The organism is Sphaerotilus microaerophilus (assembly GCF_023734135.1).
GTDB classification, from domain to species: domain Bacteria; phylum Pseudomonadota; class Gammaproteobacteria; order Burkholderiales; family Burkholderiaceae_C; genus Sphaerotilus; species Sphaerotilus microaerophilus.
In genome coordinates, this window is the sequence record NZ_AP025730.1 from 2,808,230 (window position 1) to 2,827,090 (window position 18,861).

General features: G+C 69.9%; 15 protein-coding genes. 8 read left to right on the plus strand and 7 right to left on the minus strand.

What is annotated here, in order from left to right:
• Positions 1-2 precede the first annotated feature (2 nt).
• Genes NGK70_RS12200 through NGK70_RS12220 form a run of 5 tightly spaced genes read right to left on the minus strand, consistent with a single transcriptional unit; the run spans position 3 to position 5,304 of the window.
• Complete coding sequence (locus NGK70_RS12200; RefSeq protein WP_251973471.1) at positions 3-593, minus strand: hydrogenase maturation protease; 591 nt, start codon at positions 591-593, stop codon at positions 3-5.
• Positions 590-2,080: a Ni/Fe hydrogenase subunit alpha gene (locus NGK70_RS12205; protein WP_251973472.1), complete on the minus strand. Its 1,491-nt coding sequence runs from the start codon at positions 2,078-2,080 to the stop codon at positions 590-592. Before NGK70_RS12205 ends, NGK70_RS12200 begins: the two co-directional genes overlap by 4 nt.
• An 18-nt stretch (positions 2,081-2,098) precedes the next feature.
• Positions 2,099-2,656 (minus strand): NADH-quinone oxidoreductase subunit B family protein, encoded by a 558-nt coding sequence (locus tag NGK70_RS12210; protein WP_251973473.1) that lies wholly within the window; start codon positions 2,654-2,656, stop codon positions 2,099-2,101.
• A gap of 15 nt (positions 2,657-2,671) precedes the next feature.
• Entirely contained in the window at positions 2,672-3,481 is an 810-nt protein-coding gene (locus tag NGK70_RS12215) for a 2Fe-2S iron-sulfur cluster-binding protein (protein ID WP_251973474.1), read from the minus strand.
• 2 nt (positions 3,482-3,483) lie between these two features.
• Positions 3,484-5,304, minus strand: a complete 1,821-nt coding sequence (locus tag NGK70_RS12220; protein ID WP_251973475.1) for an NAD(P)H-dependent oxidoreductase subunit E — start codon at positions 5,302-5,304, stop codon at positions 3,484-3,486.
• Positions 5,305-5,687: 383 nt separating this feature from the next.
• On the opposite strand from NGK70_RS12220, the gene NGK70_RS12225 reads away from it, so the two are divergent.
• The 8 genes from NGK70_RS12225 to NGK70_RS12260 all read left to right on the plus strand — a co-directional run bounded on the left by NGK70_RS12225 (position 5,688) and on the right by NGK70_RS12260 (position 16,240).
• The gene (locus tag NGK70_RS12225) at positions 5,688-7,781 is read left to right on the plus strand and encodes a 3-hydroxyacyl-CoA dehydrogenase NAD-binding domain-containing protein (protein WP_251973476.1); all 2,094 of its coding nucleotides are present in this window, start codon (positions 5,688-5,690) and stop codon (positions 7,779-7,781) included.
• Between the two features lie 34 nt (positions 7,782-7,815).
• Positions 7,816-8,991 carry an acetyl-CoA C-acyltransferase gene (locus NGK70_RS12230; RefSeq protein ID WP_251973477.1) on the plus strand — a complete coding sequence of 392 codons (1,176 nt, stop codon included), beginning with the start codon at positions 7,816-7,818 and terminating at the stop codon, positions 8,989-8,991.
• Positions 8,992-9,007: 16 nt separating this feature from the next.
• Positions 9,008-10,873: an acyl-CoA dehydrogenase gene (locus NGK70_RS12235; protein WP_251973478.1), complete on the plus strand. Its 1,866-nt coding sequence runs from the start codon at positions 9,008-9,010 to the stop codon at positions 10,871-10,873.
• A gap of 72 nt (positions 10,874-10,945) precedes the next feature.
• Positions 10,946-11,740, plus strand: coding sequence for an SDR family oxidoreductase (locus tag NGK70_RS12240; protein WP_251973479.1), 795 nt, complete (start codon positions 10,946-10,948; stop codon positions 11,738-11,740).
• 23 nt (positions 11,741-11,763) lie between these two features.
• The gene (locus NGK70_RS12245; RefSeq protein ID WP_251973480.1) at positions 11,764-12,240 is read left to right on the plus strand and encodes a PaaI family thioesterase; all 477 of its coding nucleotides are present in this window, start codon (positions 11,764-11,766) and stop codon (positions 12,238-12,240) included.
• A gap of 28 nt (positions 12,241-12,268) precedes the next feature.
• A complete protein-coding gene (locus NGK70_RS12250; RefSeq protein ID WP_251973481.1) occupies positions 12,269-13,303 on the plus strand; it encodes an NADP-dependent oxidoreductase in 1,035 nt (344 codons plus the stop codon).
• A gap of 16 nt (positions 13,304-13,319) precedes the next feature.
• On the plus strand, positions 13,320-14,219 hold the full coding sequence (locus tag NGK70_RS12255) for an SDR family oxidoreductase (protein WP_251973482.1): 900 nt from the start codon (positions 13,320-13,322) through the stop codon (positions 14,217-14,219).
• A gap of 194 nt (positions 14,220-14,413) precedes the next feature.
• Positions 14,414-16,240, plus strand: a complete 1,827-nt coding sequence (locus NGK70_RS12260; RefSeq protein ID WP_251973483.1) for a sensor domain-containing diguanylate cyclase — start codon at positions 14,414-14,416, stop codon at positions 16,238-16,240.
• Here NGK70_RS12260 and malQ read toward each other — a convergent pair.
• Together malQ and glk are read right to left on the minus strand one after the other, a co-directional pair.
• The gene (malQ, locus tag NGK70_RS12265) at positions 16,209-17,732 is read right to left on the minus strand and encodes a 4-alpha-glucanotransferase (protein ID WP_251973484.1); all 1,524 of its coding nucleotides are present in this window, start codon (positions 17,730-17,732) and stop codon (positions 16,209-16,211) included. The two genes, NGK70_RS12260 and malQ, sit on opposite strands and share 32 nt — an antisense overlap.
• 44 nt (positions 17,733-17,776) lie before the next feature.
• Positions 17,777-18,844 (minus strand): glucokinase, encoded by a 1,068-nt coding sequence (gene glk, locus NGK70_RS12270; RefSeq protein WP_251973485.1) that lies wholly within the window; start codon positions 18,842-18,844, stop codon positions 17,777-17,779.
• Positions 18,845-18,861 lie beyond the last annotated feature (17 nt).

Sequence of the window (18,861 nt, forward strand, 5' to 3'; positions counted from 1 at the left end):
CGTCAGTCCCGGCCATCGGGGTTGGATGCGTTCCCCATCTCACCGCCGTACGAGTGACGGACGTTGCCCTCAAGTGGACGGGCACCATCTCTCTGCAACTTCTGCCGCCACTTCCCTGCATCCGCCTTGCTACACAACTCCCTCACCAGCCCCTTCGCCACCTCCAGCCGCTCGCAGGCCACCGCGCTCATCGGCTCGCCCAGCCCGAACTGCTCGCCGCGTACGCAGAGAACGAAGGCCGGTGGTGGCTCCTGGCCGTGGATCTGGCGGTAGACCGACAGTACTGCCTCGGGCAGCAGGGCGTGGGTGGAGGCAGTGAAGACGCCGGCCGGTTGCGCTTCGTAGAAGACGTAGGGTGCGGCGGTTTGGGTGCCGGCGTCGAGAAAGAGAACCAGATCCGCACCGACCATGTCCAGGGCGTGTTCGATCTGGAGCTGGAAGTCCTCGATCGTCTCGACGCCAGGCAGATGCGCGGCCTCCAGGTCGGCCAGCAGCAGCGGGCCGATGGCGTCGTCGCCGCGGCTGGTGTTGCCCCAGCCGAAGACCACCACTTTCGCGGCGACCTTTGGGGCGTGGGTTTCGGCTCCGCTCAACCCGCGGTGCCTGTCATGTTGCGTTGGCGGCGGCTGAGCAGCTGGCCGTCCGGGGCCACCAGGTCCACCTCCAGCGGCATCTTGCCCAGCGCGTGGGTGGCGCAGCTCAGGCAGGGGTCGTAGGCGCGGATGGCCACTTCGATGTGGTTGAGCAGGCCCTCGGTGACCTCGTTGCCGTCGATGAAGGTGCGCGCCACGTGGCGGATCGCCTCGTTCATCGCCTGGTTGTTGTTGGTGGTGGAGACGATCAGGTTGCAGAACTTGACCAGGTCGTCCTCGCCGACACGGTAGTGGTGGAACAGCGTGCCGCGTGGCGCCTCGATCACGCCCACCCCTTCGCGCATCCCTTCCTGGCGCGGGCCGAAGTCGGCCATCAGGTCGGTGCCGAGGATCTCCGGGTCGTCCAGCAGGTCGCGGATCAGCTCGGCGCTGTGCAGCACCTCGATCAGCCGGGCCCAGTGGTAAAGCAGGGTGCCGTGCGGCGGGCGGCCGTTGCCCACGGCCATCATCTCCGTGCGCTCCTGGTTGGCCAGCTCGGTGGAGAGGAAGTCGGCCGCCGCCACGCGGGCCAGCGGGCCGACGCGGTACCAGCCCTTTTCCTCGCCCAGCGAGCGCAGGTGCGGGAACTTCATGTACGACCAGGGCTTGGCCTGCTCGTCGATCACTTCCTCGTAGCGGGCGTAGTCGAGGTGGTCGAAGAGGATGCGGCGGTCCGCATCAGTGGCGCGCAGGCCGCCGTGGTAGAAGTCCAGCGCACCGCGCTCGTCCACCAGACCCATCAGGTTGGAGTCGAACTCGCCGAAGCGGTTGTAGAACGCCGGCTTGGTCAGGTGCATCTGCTTGACCAGATCCACCGCGCCCTTGGACCAGGCGATCATCTGGTCGACGTCGCGGCGCAGCTCGTCACGCTCGGCCACCGTCAGCGCCTTGTTCATGCCGCCGGGGATGGCGCCGGTGCCGTGGATGCGCTTGCCGCTGGTGTGGCGGATCACCTCCTGGCCGAACTTGCGCAGCAGGATGCCCTGCTTGGCGATCTCAGGGTGCTGCTCGGCCACGGTGAGGATGTGGCGGCGGGTGAAGTCGCTGTCGAAGCCCAGCAGCAGGTCCGGCGAGCAGAGGTGGAAGAAGTGCAGCGCGTGGCTCTGCAGGATCTGCCCGTAGTGCATCAGGCGGCGCAGCTTCTCCGCGGTGGGCGGGATCTGCTTCGCACCGGCGATGATGTCCATCGCCTTGACGGCGGCGATGTGGTGCGACACCGGGCAGATGCCGCACAGGCGCTGCACCGTGACGGGCACTTCCCAGAACGGCCGGCCTTCGATGAAGACCTCGAAGCCGCGGAACTCGACGATGTGCAGGCGCACCTGGTGCACCTTGCGGTCCTCGTCGAGCAGCAGGGTGACCTTGCCGTGGCCTTCGACGCGGCTGACGGGGTCGATCGCCACGCGGCGCAGCTTCTGCGGGTTGGCGGCGGTTTCCAGTTCAAACATGGTGGAGTCTCCCCGGGGTCAGTCGAAACGCAGCAGACCGTGTTCCAGGCGCGGCATGCGCCCGGCGATCAGGTCAGTGAGGAATTTCCAGATCGCGTCGCCGGAGGGCGGGCAGCCGGGGATGAAGTAGTCGATGCGCACCACCTCGTTGATCGGGCGCACTTTGTCGAGCAGCAGTGGCAGCTCGGGGTCGTTGGGCACCTGGTGACGGCCGACGCCGCGCTCGCAGTAGACGCGCTGCAGGCAGTCGGCCACATCCAGCGCGTTGCGGCTGGCGGGCAGGCCGCCGTTGACGGCGCAGGCGCCCAGCGCCACGAGGATCTTGCAGCTGGCGCGGAACTCGCGCAGCACGTGCACGTTCTCGGCGTTGCAGACGCTGCCCTCGATCAGGCCGATGTCCACGTGGGCGGAGCAGTGCTTGATGTCGGTGAGCGGCGAGCGGTCGAACTCGGCCACCTCGGCCAGTTCGAGGATGCGCTCGTCGATGTCGCACAGCGAGGTGTGGCAGCCGAAGCAGCCCGACAGCGAGGTGGTGGCGATCTTCAGTTTTGGCTTGGCAGCCAGAGGGGGGGGCATGACGGCACTCATGGTTCAGGCCTCCTTCTGCGCCACGGTGGCGCTGGCGGTCGCACCGCAACCGCCGCCGGAGGCGCCGCTGCCGCAGCCGCAGCAACCTGACTCCGCGGTGGCTCCGGAGAGCCGTCCCACCTGCGCGCTGATCGGGATCGGGTCGTACAGCCGCTCGCCGATGGGCACCTTGTAGCCCACCCGCTTGGGCAGGATGGCGCCGACCGGGCAGATGGTGGCGGCGCGGTCGGTGACGGCCAGGTCGCTGTCGCCCAGCAGGCCGGTGGGGGAGTTGACGACGATCTTGGACGCCATGCCGCGCCCGGCCAGCGAGAAGACGTTCTTGCCGTCGAAGTCCCGGCTGGCGCGCACGCACAGCTCGCACATCACGCAGCGGTTCAGGTCCAGCAGCACGTCGGGGTGCGAGGCGTCCACCGGCCGGTCCGGGAAGAAGTGCGCAAAGTGAGGCGTCAGCATCTCCATCTCGTAGGCCAGGGCCTGCAGGGTGCAGTTGCCGCTCTTCTCGCAACCGGGGCAGAAGTGGTGGCCCTCGACGAAGAGCATCTGCAGCAGGACGCGGCGGCGCGAGTTGAGCTCCGGCGTATCGGACTGCACGTCCATGCCGGGCATCGCCGCGATGGTGCAGGCCGAGCCGCTGCGGCCGTTGACCGTCACGGTGCAGAGCTTGCACGAGCCGTGCGGGGTGAACTCCGGGTGCGCGCAGAGGTGCGGGATGAACACGCCCGCGGCCAGCGCGGCCTGCAGGATGGTCTGCCCGGGCTCGAAGTCGACGGGGCCGCCGTCGATGTTGAAACGGTTGGCGATTTCGTTCATGGTCAGTGTTGCTCCATGCCTTGGGCGAGGTGGGCGTCGGCGTCATCGCGGCCGGTCACCTCGCGGGCCTTGGCCAGGGCGGCGTCCAGGTCGAAGGCGGGCTCGAAGTCCACCGCCTTCAGCCGCTTCTCGTAGGCGGGGCGGAACTTCTGCACCGTGTCGACGATGGCGTTGCACGACGCCGTGCCCAGGCCGCAGTGCGCCGAGCCCTTGATCACGCCGGCCAGCCGGTTCAGCTCGTTCATCTCGTACTGCGTGCCGTGGCCAGCAGCGATCTTGTCCATCAGGTTGGATACCAGCGTGGTGCCGACCCGGCAGGGGGTGCAGAAGCCGCAGCTCTCGTGGGCGAAGAAGTGCGTGAAGTTGCGCGCCACCTCGAACAGGTCGCGCTGCGCGCCGAACACCATGAAGGAGCCGGCGGTGGGCACGTCCTCGAAGGCGATGCGCCGGCCGAACTCGCGCTCGGACAGGCACATGCCGGCCGCGCCGGAGACCTGCACCGCCTGCGGGTGGCGCGCACCGCAGTCCTCCAGCACCTGGGCGATGCGCACGCCGAAGGGGTACTCGTACAGCCCGGGGCGATCGACGTCCCCGCTGACGCTGAGGATCTTGGTGCCGGTGGACTGCTTGGTGCCCAGGCCGGCGTAGCGGGCGCCGCCGTGGGTGGCGATCTCCAGCACCTTGCACAGCGTCTCGACGTTGTTGACCACCGTCGGCTGGCCCAGGTAGCCGTGCGTGACGGGGAAGGGCGGGCGGATGCGCGGGCGGCCCGGCTTGCCTTCCAGGCTCTCGATCAGCGCGGTCTCCTCGCCGCAGACGTAGGCGCCGGCACCGACGTGGATCTCGATGTCGAAGTCGAAGCCCTCGACCCCGCACACCGACCGGCCCAGCAGGTTCATCTTGCGCAGGTCGGCCAGGTGCTTCTCCAGCGCCTGGAGCAGGTAGGTGTACTCGCCGCGCAGGTAGAGGAAGCCGCGGCTGGCGCCGATGGCGTAGCCGGCGATCGTCATGCCCTCGAAGACGTGGCCGGCGTAGGACTGCAGCAGCACCCGGTCCTTGAAGGTGCCGGGCTCGCCCTCGTCGGCGTTGCAGACCACGTAGCGGGTGGCGTTCGGACCGTGCCCGGGGGCGTTGCGCGCGGCCTCCCACTTCACCGCGGTGGTGAAGCCGGCACCGCCGCGCCCGCGCAGGTTGGACAGGCGCAGCTCGTGGATCATGCCCTGCGGCCCGAGGGAGGTGGCCGCACGCAGCGCCTCACCCGGCGACCACTGCGCTGCGAGCAGCATGTCGGCGCGGCGGATGTTGTCGTCCACCTTGAAGTAGAAGCTCGGCCAGTCGTCCAGCGGCACCTGGGCGCGGATCAGCTCGCAGATCTCGTCGATGCGCCGCGGCGTCAGGCGGGTGATGGTGCGGTTGTTGACCAGCATCGCCGGGCCCTGGTCGCACATGCCGGTGCACGACGTCAGGCCTACCGATACGACGCCGTCGGCCGACACCTCGCCCAGCTTCAGCTTGAGGCGGTTGAGCATGTGCTCCACCAGCGCCATCGAGCCGAGCATGCGGTCGGTGATGTTGTCCGAGATGAGCACGCGGTAGCGGCCCATCGGGCGGTCATGGAAGAAGGCGTAGAAGGCCGTGACCGCCTCCACCTGCCCGATCGGCACGCCCAGCGCGCTGGCGACGTAGGCCATCGCCGCGGGTGGGATGTGGTCGAGGGCGTCCTGAACCTCGCGCAGGACCTGGACGAGGTAGGTCGGCTGGCGCCGATACTTGTCCACGATGGCGCTCAGCGCGCCGAGATTCGCTTCCGACAGATCGCTCAAGGTCTCGTCCTTTCGCCCGCAGCCCGCCTGCGCAAGACCCTCAGGCTACGGCCGTCGACCGGTTCGCGGCCTGATGCAGGTCAGCCGTACCGCCGATCGACATAACCTGTTGTTTGATAAGGATTTTTTGTAACCCGCCCGGTGGCAGGATACCCATGCGCCGGGTGGTGCCGGGCCGGCCTGCCAAGCAGCGCGCGGGCCGGCGACTCGGGTAGTCACCAAGGCGCCTTGTCTCGTGGCGGACAGGGATCGCGGGGGTGGCTGCCTACACTGCACAGCCACGCGTCACCCGTCGCTGCCGGTCCAGTTGCCGCGACGGCTGGCCCTGCCGCTTTCTGGTTTTCCCGCCACCTGCATCTCTGATCCTCCGAGGGGACACACGCATGACAGCCCACTACGAAGTGCGCGGCGACGTTGCCGTCATCACGCTCGACAACCCGCCGGTCAACGGCCTGGGCTACGCCACCCGCGCGGCGCTGGCCGCCGGCGTCAACCGGGCCGAGGACGACCCAGCGATTCGCGCCATCGTCGTCACCGGCGCCGGCAAGGCTTTCTCGGGCGGGGCGGACATCAAGGAGTTCGGCTCGCCCAAGGCCACTTCCGAGCCCAACCTGCTCAGCCTGATCGCCCAGCTCGAAGCCTGCAGCAAGCCCACCGTGGCGGCCGTGCACACCGTGTGCATGGGCGGCGGCCTGGAGCTGGCGCTGGGCTGCCACTACCGCGTGGCGGCGCCGGGCGCCGCCGTGGCGCTGCCGGAAGTGAAGATCGGCCTGGTGCCGGGGGCGGGCGGCACGCAGCGCCTGCCGCGCGTCATCGGCGTGGAGCCGGCGCTGAACATGATCGTCAGCGGCGACCCGGTCAAGAGCGAGCTGCTGGCGCAGATCCCCGGCCAGAAGCTGTTCCAGAAGATCGTCGAGGGTGACCTGCTCGACGGCGCCGTGGCCTTTGCCCGCGAGGTGGCCGATGTGCGCCCGCTGCCGCGCGTGCGTGACCTGCCGGCCCGCCACCCGGAGGCGGATGGCTACTTCCAATTCGCCCGCAACACCGTCAAGGCGGTGGCGAAGAACTTCCCGGCGCCCGCCAAGTGCGTGGACTGCGTCGAGCAGGCGGTGAAGTCCAAGTTCGAGGCCGGCATGACCTTTGAGCTGTCGACCTTCATGTCGCTGATGTTCACGCCGGAGAGCCGCGCGCTGCGCCACGCCTTCTTCGCCGAGCGCGCCACCAGCAAGATCGCCGACGTGCCCGAGGACACGCCCAAGCGCGCCATCAACCAGGTGGCCGTCATCGGCGCCGGCACGATGGGTGGCGGCATCAGCATGAACTTCCTGAACGCCGGCATCCCGGTGGTCATCCTGGAGATGAAGCAGGAGGCGCTGGACCGCGGCATCGCCACCATCCGCAAGAATTACGAGGCCCAGGTCAAGAAGGGCAAGCTCAAGCCGGAGAAGTACGAGGAGCGCATGGCGCTGCTGACCTCCACGCTGAGCTACGCCGAGATCGGCGGCGCCGACCTGGTGATCGAGGCGGTGTTCGAGGACCTCGACGTCAAGAAGGTGGTGTTCGAGCAGCTCGACGCGGTGATGAAGCCTGGTGCGATCCTGGCCTCCAACACCTCGACGCTGGACGTCAACCGCATCGCCAGCTTCACGAAGCGGCCGCAGGACGTGGTGGGCCTGCACTTCTTCAGCCCCGCCAACGTGATGAAGCTGCTGGAGGTGGTGCGCGGCGCCGCCACCGCCAAGGACGTCATGGCCACGGTCATGGCGCTGGGCAAGAAGATCCGCAAGACCTGCGTGGTCTCGGGCGTGTGCGACGGCTTCATCGGCAACCGCATGATCGAGCAGTACAGCCGCCAGGCTGGCTTCCTGCTGGAAGAGGGCTGCACCCCGGCGCAGGTGGACCGCGCGGCCGAGAAGTTCGGCTTCGCGATGGGCCCCTTCCGTATGGGTGACCTGGCCGGCAACGACATCGGCTGGTACATCCGCAAGCGTCGCTACCAGGAGAAGCCGGACCTGCGCTACAGCCGGACGGCCGACCTGCTCTGCGAGCTGGGCCGCTTCGGCCAGAAGACCGGTGCGGGCTGGTACGACTACCAGCCGGGCCAGCGCAACGCCATCCCGTCCAAGCTGGTCGAAGACATGATTGCCAAGCACCGCGCCGACCTGGGCATCACGCCGCGCAAGATCAGCGACGAGGAGATCGTGCAGCGCCTGGTCTACTCGCTCGTCAACGAGGGCGCCAAGATCCTGGAGGAAGGCATTGCCTCCAAGGCCAGCGACATCGACATGGTCTACCTGACCGGCTACGGCTTCCCGCTGCACCGCGGTGGCCCGATGTGCTACGCCGACACCCAGGGCCTGTTCAACGTGGTGCAGGCGATGCGCCGCTTCGCCAAGAACCCGCTCGACGACGCCGAGTTCTGGCAGCCTGCGCCGCTGCTGGCCAAGCTGGCCGCCGAAGGCAAATCGTTCAGCTGATCAACCGACACGACCCGAGCACAGGAGAACACACATGACCAACGCAGTGATCGTGTCCACCGCCCGCACCCCGCTGGCCAAGAGCTGGAAGGGCAGCTTCAACATGACCCATGGCGCCACGCTGGGCGGCCATGCGGTCCGTGCGGCCGTGGAGCGCGCCGGCATTGAGGCGGGTGCCATCGAGGACGTCATCATGGGCTGCGCCAACCCCGAAGGGGCGACCGGCGCCAACATCGCACGGCAGATCGCGCTGCGCGCCGGCCTGCCCGTCAGCGTCAGCGGCCTGACCGTCAACCGCTTCTGCTCCAGCGGCCTGCAGACCATCGCACTGGCGTCGCAGCGCATCATCGCCGGCGAGGGTGAGGTGTATGTGGCCGGTGGCGTGGAGAGCATCTCCTGCGTCCAGGCGGAGATGAACCAGCACATGCTGGCCGACAGCTGGCTGGCGCAGCACAAGCCCGAGATCTACTGGAGCATGCTGCAGACCGCCGAGCAGGTGGCCAAGCGCTATGGCATCGCCAAGGAGCGCATGGACCGCTACGGCGCCGAGAGCCAGCAGAAGGCCTGCGCCGCCCAGGCGGCCGGCAAGTTCGCCGACGAGATCGCGCCGATCACCGTGACCCGTGGCGTGGCCGACATGAAGAGCGGCATGCGCACCCAGCAGGTCACCGTCAGCGTCGACGAGGGCCTGCGCGAGGGCACCACCTTCGAGGCGGTGCAGGGCATCCGCAGCGCCATGCCGGGCGGCGTGGTCAGTGCGGGCAATGCCAGCCAGTTCAGCGACGGCGCGGGCGCCTGCGTGGTGGTCAACGAGGCCTTCGCCGAGCGCCAGGGCCTCAAGCCGATGGGCCGCTTCCTCGGCTTCGCGGTGGCCGGCTGCGAGCCCGACGAGATGGGGATCGGTCCCGTCTACGCGGTGCCGAAGGTGCTGGCCCGCCTGGGCCTGAAGGTCGAGGACATCGACCTGTGGGAACTGAATGAGGCCTTCGCGGTGCAGGTGCTGTACTGCGCCGACAAGCTGGGCATCCCCTACGACCGCCTGAACGTCAACGGCGGCGCCATCGCCCTGGGCCACCCCTACGGTGTGTCCGGCCAACGCCTGACCGGCCACGCGCTGATCGAAGGCCGTCGCCGTGGCGCCAAGTACGTGGGCGTGACGATGTGCATCGGCGGCGGCATGGGCGCGGCCGGCATCTTCGAAGTGCTCTGACGCGGCGGGCCGGGCCATGCGCGCGACCATCGACTTCCTGCTGCACGACTGGCTGCAGGCCGAGGCACTCACCGCCCGGCCGCGCTTCGCTGACCACAGCCGAGAGACCTGGGGCCAGGTGCTCGACACCTGCGAACGCATCGCCCGCGAGAAATACGCGCCCTTCAACCGACTGGTGGACACCGAGGAGCCCCGTGTCGTTTCCGATTCGGACGGCGAGAAGGTGATCCTGCCCCAGGCCACGCACGAGGCCTGGAAGGCGCTGGCCGACTCCGGCCTGCTGGCGGCGGCGCAGGACTACGAGCTGGGCGGCATGCAGCTGCCCTACACGGTGGAGTCGGCGGCGCACGCCTTCCTGAGCAAGGCCTCAGTGAGCATCGTCGCGGGCATGCTCACCAGCGGCAACGCCAACCTGCTGATGGCGCACGGCACGCCGGCCCAGCAGCGCGCCTTCGCCACGCGCGAGTTCAGCGGCGAGTGGGCCGGCACGATGTGCCTGTCCGAGCCGCAGGCGGGCTCCAGCCTGTCGGACATCGCCACCCGGGCCGAGCCGGACGGCGAGGACTTCGAGGGCGACCCGCTCGGGCCGCGCTATCGCCTGCGCGGTAACAAGATGTGGATCTCCGCCGGCGAGCATGAGCTCACCGGCAACATCGTCCACCTCGTGCTGGCCAAGATCCCGGGGCCGGACGGCAAGCTGGTGCCGGGCACGCGCGGCATCTCGCTGTTCATCGTGCCCAAGCGGCTGGTGGACGCCGAGGGACAGTTCACCGGTGAGCGCAACGACGTCGCGCTGGCCGGCCTGAATCACAAGTGCGGCTGGCGCGGCACGCCCAACACGCTGCTGAACTTCGGCGAGGGCAAGTTCACGCCCGGTGGTCGAGCCGGTGCGATCGGCTACCGCGTGGGCGCGCCCGGCCAGGGCCTGGCCGGCATGTTCCACATGATGAACGAGGCCCGCATCGCCATCGGCCTGGCCGCCACGATGCTGGGCATGGCGGGCTACGAAGCCTCGCTGGCCTACGCCAGGGAGCGCCCGCAGGGCCGCCCGATGGGGCCGGCCGGGAAAGATCCCGCCAGCCCGCAGGTGCCGATCATCCAGCACGCCGACGTCCGCCGCATGCTGCTGGCGCAGAAGAGCTACAGCGAGGGCGCGCTCGCGCTGCTGCTGTACTGCGCCCGGCTGGTCGACGAGCAGCACACCGGCGATGCGGCTGCGGCGGCCGAGGCCAGGCTGCTGCTGGAGGTGCTGACCCCGGTGGCCAAGAGCTGGCCCAGCGAGTTCGGCCTGGAGGCCAACAGCCTGGCCATCCAGATCCACGGCGGCTACGGCTACACCCGCGACTACCCAGTGGAGCAGTACTGGCGCGACAACCGCCTGAACATGATTCACGAGGGTAGCCACGGCATCCAGGCGCTGGACCTGCTGGGCCGCAAGGTGGTGATGAACGGCGGCGCCGGGCTGAAGGCCGTGGCGGCGCGCATGCAGCGCACCATCGACGCGGCACTGCCGGTGCCGGCCGGGCCGCTGCCCGAGCTGCACGAGTACGCCAGCGCGCTGGCGTCGGCGCTGTCCAAGGTGGGTGCAGCGACCCAGTCGGCCTGGGCCACCGGTGTGCCGGAGGAGGCGCTGGCCAACGCGGTGCCCTACCTGCAGGCCTTCGGCCACACCGTGCTGGCCTGGACCTGGCTGGACGTGGCCCTGGCCGCCCAGCGCCTGCTGGCCGAACACCGCGGCCCCGAGGCCGAGGCCCTGGCGCGCGGCAAGCTGGCCGCCTGCCGCTACTTCTTCCATTACGAGCTGCCGCGCATCGACGCCTGGCTGGCGGTGGTCGCCTCGCGCGACGACACCTGCCGCACGATGCAGGACGACTGGTTCTGACCCCGCCGGGCGGCGACAGCGCCGCTCCCGGCCTTCCCCCGAATTACCGGACTTCCTCAGGAGACACGCCCGATGAGCACCCCTGTGCAGCAACTGTTCGACTTGACCGGCCAGGTCGCCCTGGTCACCGGCGGCTCCCGCGGCCTGGGCCTGCAGATCGCCGAATCCCTCGGCGAGGCCGGCGCCAAGGTCATGATCTCGGCGCGCAAGGCCGCCGAGCTGGAGGAGGGCGTGGCCCACCTGCAGGCCCGCGGCATCGACGCCCGCTGGATCGCCGCCGACGCCTCCAAGCCCGAGGACCTTCAGCGCCTGGCCAGCGAAACGCTGGAGCGCCTGGGCCAGGTCGACGTGCTGGTCAACAACGCCGGCGCCACCTGGGGCGCCCCGGCGGAGGAGCACCCGCTGGAGGCCTGGGACAAGGTGATGAACCTGAACGTGCGCTCGATGTTCCTGCTCAGCCAGGCCATCGGCCGCGACTGCATGATCCCGCGCCGCAGGGGCCGCATCATCAACGTGGCCTCGATCGCCGGTCTGTCCGGCAACTCGGTGGAGATGAAGACGGTCGCCTACAACACCAGCAAGGCCGCGGCGATCAACTTCACGCGCGCGCTGGCGGGCGAGTGGGGCGTCTACGGCATCAACGTCAACGCGATCGCCCCGGGTTTCTTCCCGAGCAAGATGACGCGCGGCATCCTGGAGCACCTGGGCGCGGACAAGATGGCAGCCCACGCCCCGCTGCGGCGCCTGGGCGACGACGACGACCTCAAGGGCATCGCCCTGCTGTTCGCCAGCGCCGCGGGCAAGCACATCACCGGCCAGGTGATGGCGGTGGATGGGGGTGTGAGCGCCATCCACGGCGGGGCCTGAACCCGAGAATGCAGCCGCTGCCCATGGACTTCCCCGTTCACATTCCCTTCGTCGAGCACCTGGGCTTCGAGCTGCTGTGCTTCGAGGGCGGCGAGGCGCAGATCGCGCTGGACCTGCGCGCCGAGCAGTGCAATTCCTTCCTGGTCGCGCACGGCGGCGTCACGATGACGCTGCTGGACGTGGTGATGGCGCACGCCGCGCGCAGCGTCAACCGGGACGTGGAGGGCGGCGGCCCGGGCGTGGTGACAATCGAGATGAAGACCACCTTCATGCGCCCCGGCGAAGGACGCCTGGTCGGTGTCGGCCGGCTGCTGCACCGCACCGCGACGATGGCCTTCGTCGAAGGCAGCGTCTACACCGGGGACGCGGCCAGCGAAGGCGAAGACCGCCTGCTCTGTGCCCACGCCACCGGCACCTTCAAGTACGTGCGCAAGCTGCCCACCCAGGGCCGCGAGCTGAAACCCCTGCAACGCAAACTGGACGGCGCGGGTTCAGACTGAGCCCGCCGAACGTTCATCAGGAGACGACATGACCCAAACCTCGACGCACACCGTGAACCGCCAGATCCTGCTCGCCTCCCGCCCCGAGGGCGAGGCGACGGTGGCGAACTTCCGCCTCGCCGAGGCGCCCATCGCCCCGCTGGAGGACGGCGAGGTGCTGGTGCGCAACCACTTCCTCAGTCTGGACCCCTACATGCGCGGGCGCATGAACGAGTCCAAGAGCTACGCGCAGCCGCAGCCGCTGGACGAGGTGATGATCGGCGGCACCGCCGGTGAGGTGGTGGCCTCCCGCAACGCGCACTTCCAGGTCGGCGACGCGGTCGTCGGCATGGGCGGCTGGCAGGAATATCAGCGCGTGCCCGCCGGTGCGCGCGGCGTGCTGCAGAAGGTGGACACCCGCCACGTGCCGCTGTCGGCCTACCTGGGCGCGGTCGGCATGCCCGGCGTGACGGCCTGGTACGGCCTGACGCAGATCATCGCGCCCAAGGCGGGCGAGACGGTGGTCGTCAGCGCCGCCAGCGGTGCGGTGGGTGGCGCGGTGGGCCAGCTGGCCAAGGTGCGTGGCTGCCGGGCGGTGGGCCTGGCCGGTGGCCCGGACAAGTGCGCCTACGTGGTCAATGAACTGGGCTTCGATGCCTGCATCGACTACAAGGCCCATCCGGACCTGAAGTCGCTGTCCAAGGCGCTCAAGGAAGCCTGCCCTAACGGCATCGACGGCTACTTCGAGAACGTCGGCGGGATGATCCTCGACGCCGTGATGCTGCGCATGAACGCCTTCAGCCGCATGGCGCTGTGCGGGATGATCGCCGGCTACGACGGCACGCCCACGCCGATGAGCAACCCGGCGCTGATCCTCATCAACCGCATGAAGGTCGAGGGCTTCATCGTCAGCGAGCACATGAACCTCTGGCCCGAGGCGCTGAAGGAACTCGGTACGCTGGTGGCCACCGGCAAGCTCAAGTACCGCGAGACGGTGGCTCAGGGGCTGGAGAGCGCACCCGAGGCCTTCCTCGGCCTGTTGAAGGGCCGGAACTTCGGCAAGCAGCTGGTCAAGCTGATCTGATCCTCGGGGGAGCGCGATGAAGGAACTCAAGGGCCGTGTGGCCGTATTGACCGGCGCGGCGTCCGGTTTCGGGCTGGAGGTGGCGCGCCTGGCCGCGGCCGCCGGCATGAAGGTGGTGATGGCCGACGTGCAGGCCGAGGCGCTGGCGCGCGCGGCCGAGGAGGTCCGCGGCCTGGGCGCGCAGGTGCTGGCGCAGCGCTGCGACGTCTCCAAGGCCGAGGACGTGGAGGCGCTGGGCGCGGCCACGCAGGCGGCCTTCGGGGCGCCGAACTTCGTCTTCAACAACGCGGGCGTGGCCTCCGGAGGGCTGGTGTGGGAGCACAGCGTCGCGGACTGGAACTGGGTCCTGGGCGTCAACCTCTGGGGCGTGATCCACGGCGTGCGCGTCTTCACCCCGATGATGCTGGCCGCCGCCCAGGCCGACCCGAGCTACGAGGGCCACATCGTCAACACCGCGTCGATGGCCGGCATGGCCTCGGCGCCGAACATGGGCGTCTACAACGTCAGCAAGCACGGCGTGGTGACGCTCAGCGAAACGCTCTACCAGGACCTCGCGCTGGTCACCGACCAGGTCAGCGCCAGCGTGCTCTGCCCCTACTTCATCCCCACCGGCATCCACCTCAGCGAGCGCAACCGGCCCAGCGAGCTGGCGGCGGGGGTGGAAACCAAGAGCCAGATGATCTCGCGCTTGATGAGCGAGAAGGCCATCACCTCCGCCAAGGTCACCGCCGCCGAGATCGCGGCCAAGGTGCTGGCGGCCGTGCAGGCGCGCCAGTTTTACATCTTCAGCCACCCGCACGCGCTGGCGCCGGTGCAAAGCCGGCTGGACGACATCCTGCAGCAGCGCAACCCCAGCGACCCCTTCCTGGCCCGCCCGGAGGTGGGCGACCAGCTGCGCGCGGCCCTGCGCGGCTGATCGGGCCCACAGTCGTCCGGTTCGCGGGCGGCTTATTCGCCTCAAGATCACAGCGCTGCCTGTCGATGTTCCTCGGGTCTGCCCGGCCACGTCGTCGTTGCCGGGCAGACCTACCACAGCGGGGATCGATGGGCAACGCGACGATGGACAGGTTTCGGGCAGGGTGCCGGCCGGCTTGGCGCGGTGCGCTGCTCTTGTTCTCGCTGCTGCTGGTGATGTGGCTGCCGCGGCTGGCCGTTGCCGGGCCGCTTCAGTTTGACGTGGCCCTGTCCTACCACGAGGATCCGCAGGGGCAACTCGGCGTCCATCAGGTGCGTGCGCTGGGCGAGCCGAGCTGGACGGCGGCGCGCGGCCACAGCGTCTCGCTGGGCTACACCGCATCGGCCGTGTGGTTCCGCCTGCGCGTGGACGCACGCGGCACGGACGCTGTCGTTCCCGTGGACGCGATCGTCGAGATTGCCTACCCGTTGCTGAAGGACCTGCAGGTGCACGGTTCTGCCGCGGAGGTCCTCCAGCTGGGGGCTGGCCTGCCCTTTGCACAGCGGCCGATCGCGCACCGCAACTTCCTGATCCCGGTGGTGGTGCAGCCCGGACGGACGCTGGAACTGCTGGTGCGGGTGCGTACCGATACCGCGCTGCAGTTTCCCGTGCGCATGCATGAGCGCGTCGAGCGCGAGCAGGGCGAGCAGGGCGTTCTGCTGATGCATGGGGCCTACCTGGGTGTGGTGCTGGCGATGCTGGCCCACAACCTGTTCATGTGGGTGGCGCTGCGCGACCAGCTCTATGGCTGGTACCTGGGGTGGATGCTCTTCATCGCCGGTTTCGTCTGGGGGATGTCGGGGCAGGCCTATCAGTGGTGGTGGCCCGATTCGCCGCAGTGGAACCAGACCAGCCTGCCGCTGATGCTGTCACTCTCGCTGGTATTTGCCACCGAGTTCTTTGCCCGCTTCCTGCAGGTCAAGCGCTGGTCACTGCCGGTGTGGTGGACCAACCGCTTCATCCTGCTCATCAATGGCTTGGCGTCGGTGGCGGCGCTGACACTGCCCTACTCGGAGGCGGTGCGCCTGGCGATCGCCTGCGCCATCTTCACCGTGCCGGTGTCGATCGTCCAGGCCATCGTGATTGCCCGCCATGGCGAACCTGCAGGCAAGCTGTTCCTGCTGAATTTCTCGATCCTTCTGGCCGGCGGAATCGTGATGGCTTTGAGCAAGATTGGCCTGCTGCCCCACGCGCCGTTGACTGAGCTGGCGCCCCAAGTGGGCTCGGCGATCGAGCTGCTGCTGTTCTCCTTCGCGCTGGCCCTGCGCGTGCAGACCGAGCGCCGTCTGCGCGAGCAGGCGCAGCGGGAGGTCATTGCCCAGCAGGCCCGCCTGACGGGTGAGCTGGAGCAGCGTGTGGCCGAGCGCACCGCGGAGCTCGAACGTCTCAACGGCGAGCTGGCGTCGCTCAGCCGCACCGATGCGCTGACCGGCCTGTTCAACCGCCGCCACCTCGACGAGCGGCTCGACGAGGAAGCGGCCCGCTGCCGCCGGCTGCGCACGCCGATGGCCGTGATGATGATCGACATCGACCACTTCAAGCGCCTCAACGACAGCCACGGGCATGCCGCGGGGGACCGCTGCCTGCAGGAAGTCGCCACGCGGCTGAGGGCCGGCATCCGGCTTGGCCAAGACCTGCTGGCGCGCTACGGTGGCGAGGAGTTCTGCCTGCTTGTGCCCGCGACGAACGACGAGGGCGTGGAGACGGTGGCCGAGCGCCTGCGGCGCGCCGTGGCCGACGAGGCCGTGACCTGGGGAGATCAGCGCCTGCAGCTGACCGTGAGCATCGGCGTGGCCCGCGGCCAGCCGGTCGATCGCGCCGGTGTGGAGCGGCTGCGCCAGCAGGCCGACCAGGCCCTGTATGCCGCCAAGGCGGGCGGGCGAAACCGCTGGGCTCTCGCCGGCTCAGCGACGACCGGCACGCACGACACGGCGCCGCCCGCAGCTGCTTTCAGCGCGCCAGTGCCCGCTCCAGCAGGCTGAACGGCGCCCGCCCGCTGGCCGCACTGATCAGCCCCAGCACCCGGCCCGGTTCCGGGCCGACCATGTCCCAGTCGAAGCGCCAGCCCCAGTTGCCGGTCGAGGTGCCGGGGATGTTCATGCGGTGCTCGCTGCCCAGGCCCAGCACGTCCTGCAGCGGGAAGATCGCCAGCTTCGCCACCGAGTTGCAGGCGGCGCGGACCAGGCCCCAGTGGATGTCGTGCTCGCCGGCGGGCAGGTAGCTGGCGGCAAAGCGGCGCTCGGCGGCGCTGGCGGTGTTCCACCAGCCGCGCGCGGTGTCGGTGTCGTGGGTGCCGGTGTAGGCCACCGTGCCGGGCACGTGGTGGTGCGGCAGGTAGCTGTGCGTGGCGTCGCCGCCGAAGGCGAACAGCAGCACGCGCATGCCGGGGTAGCCACAATCGGCCAGCAGCTGGGCCACGTCCGGCGTGATCACGCCCAGGTCTTCGGCGACGATGGGCAGCTCGCCCAGTGCGGCGCGCAGCGCCTGGAACAGCGCCAGGCCCGGCCCGGGCTGCCAGGCGCCGGCCAGGGCGGTGGGCGACTCGGCCGGGATGGCCCAGTAGGCCGCGAAGCCGCGGAAGTGGTCGATGCGGAACAGGTCGGCCAGCTGCATCGCGCGCTGCAGGCGGGCGATCCACCAGGCGTAGCCGTCCTCGGCCATGCGGTCCCAGCGGTAGAGCGGGTTGCCCCAGTGCTGGCCCTCGGGGCCGAGCGGGTCGGGCGGCGCACCGGCGACGATGGTGGGCTGGTCCTGCGTGTCGAGGTAGAAGAGCTCGGGCCGGGCCCAGCAATCGACGCTGTGGTGGGCGACGAAGATCGGCAGGTCGCCCATCAGCGCCACGCCGCGTGCGTTGGCATAGGCCTTCAGGGCGGCGAGTTGGCTGTCGAAGCACCACTGCAGGAAGGTCCAGAAGGCGATCTCCTCGGCCAGCTGCTCGCGCGCTGCGGCCAGCGCAGCGGCCTCGCGGCAGCGCAGCCCGGCCGCCCAGCGCCACCAGGGGGCCCCGGCGTGCAGCGTCTCCAGCGCCATGAAGAGGGCGTAGTCGTCCAGCCAGGCCCGCTGGCTGCCGGCCCAGCGCTGCAGCTCGGCGCGCTCGCCGGCCGTGGCGCGCGCGGCAAAGCCCGCGGCGGCCGAGCGCAGGGCGGCCAGGCGCCAGGCGCCCACCGCGCCGAAGTCGGCCCGGTCGGTCGGCCAGCCGTCCTCGGGCAGCGCCAGGTCGGTCAGCCAGCCGCGCTCCACCAGCGGCTCCAGCGCCACCATCAGCGGGCTGCCGGCAAAGGCCGAGGGGCTCTGGTAGGGCGAGCCGGTGCCATCGGGCGGCGTGGTCGGCAGCCACTGCCAGACGCTCTGGCCGGCGCCCTGCAGCCAGTCCACGAAGTGGTAGGCACTCGGCCCCAGGTCGCCCAGGCCATTCGGGCCGGGCAGCGAGGTGGGGTGCAGCAGCACGCCGGCGGCGCGGGCAGGGAGCTTCATGGGGTGGCGTCGGTGGGCGGTGGGAGGTGGGCGGAGGGAGGGGTTCAGCGGCTGCGATGTTGCAGCAGCGCCAGCGCGGTGCCGCGCAGGGCGGCCAGCGTGTCGGTGATCAGCGCGGTGGGAACGCCTTCGAGGTAGCCGCGGAAGCGCCCCTTGGCCTCGAAGCGCGCACGGAATTCGGAGGCGTAGAAGCGCTCGCCCAGGCGCGGCACGATGCCCCCGCCGATGAAGACGCCGCCGCGCGCCCCCAGCGTCAGCGCCAGGTTGCCGGCCACACCGCCGAGCATGGCGCAGAAGGTGTCGATGGTGCGGCTGCAGGCGGCGTCCTGGCCGGACAAGCCGCGCTCGATGATCTCCGGCGGCGTCAGCTCGGGTGAGGGTTGGCCGAGGGCCTCGGCCACGCACAGGTGCATCGTCGGCAGGCCGGTGCCGGAGAGGAAGCGCTCGGCCGAGACATGTTCGAACTCGCGCCGCGCCAGGCGCAGGATCTCGGCCTCGAAGTCGTTGGCGGCGGCCAGCGTGACGTGCCCCCCTTCGCCCGGCAGGGCCTGCCAGCCGCTGGGTGTGCGGGTCACGGCGCCAACGCCCAGGCCGGTGCCGGGGCCGAGCACCGCCAGCGTGCCCTGCGCCTGTGGCAGCGCGGCGTGGGGGCGCAGCTGTGCGGCGCCCAGGGTGGGCAGCGACAGTGCCAGCGCCTCGAAGTCGTTGAGCACCAACAGCGCCTGCAGCCCGAGATCGGCCTGCAGCGCCTGGCGCGAGAAGGACCAGGGGCTGTTCGTGAAGCTCACCTGGTCGCCGGTGATCGGCGTGGCCACCGCCAGCGCGGCCTTGCGTGGCGGCTGCCAGGGCCGGCCGGCGGCGCGGGCCTGCTCGGCCAGCCCTGCCAGGTAGGCCTGTGCCGCCGCGCCCAGCGTGGCATGGTCGGCCACGGGCAGGGTCTTCACCTGCGCCACGCTGTGGCGGGCCGCCTCGGCGGGGTCGTCGATCCAGCCGAAGCGGGCGTTGGTGCCGCCGATGTCGGCGACCAGCCAGGGCAGGGTGGCCGCCACCTCGTCGGGCAGGGTGGTGGACGCAGTGGACAAGTCGTTCGCAGGGGACGGGGTCGGGCTCATCGTGGGGGCGCGTGGCG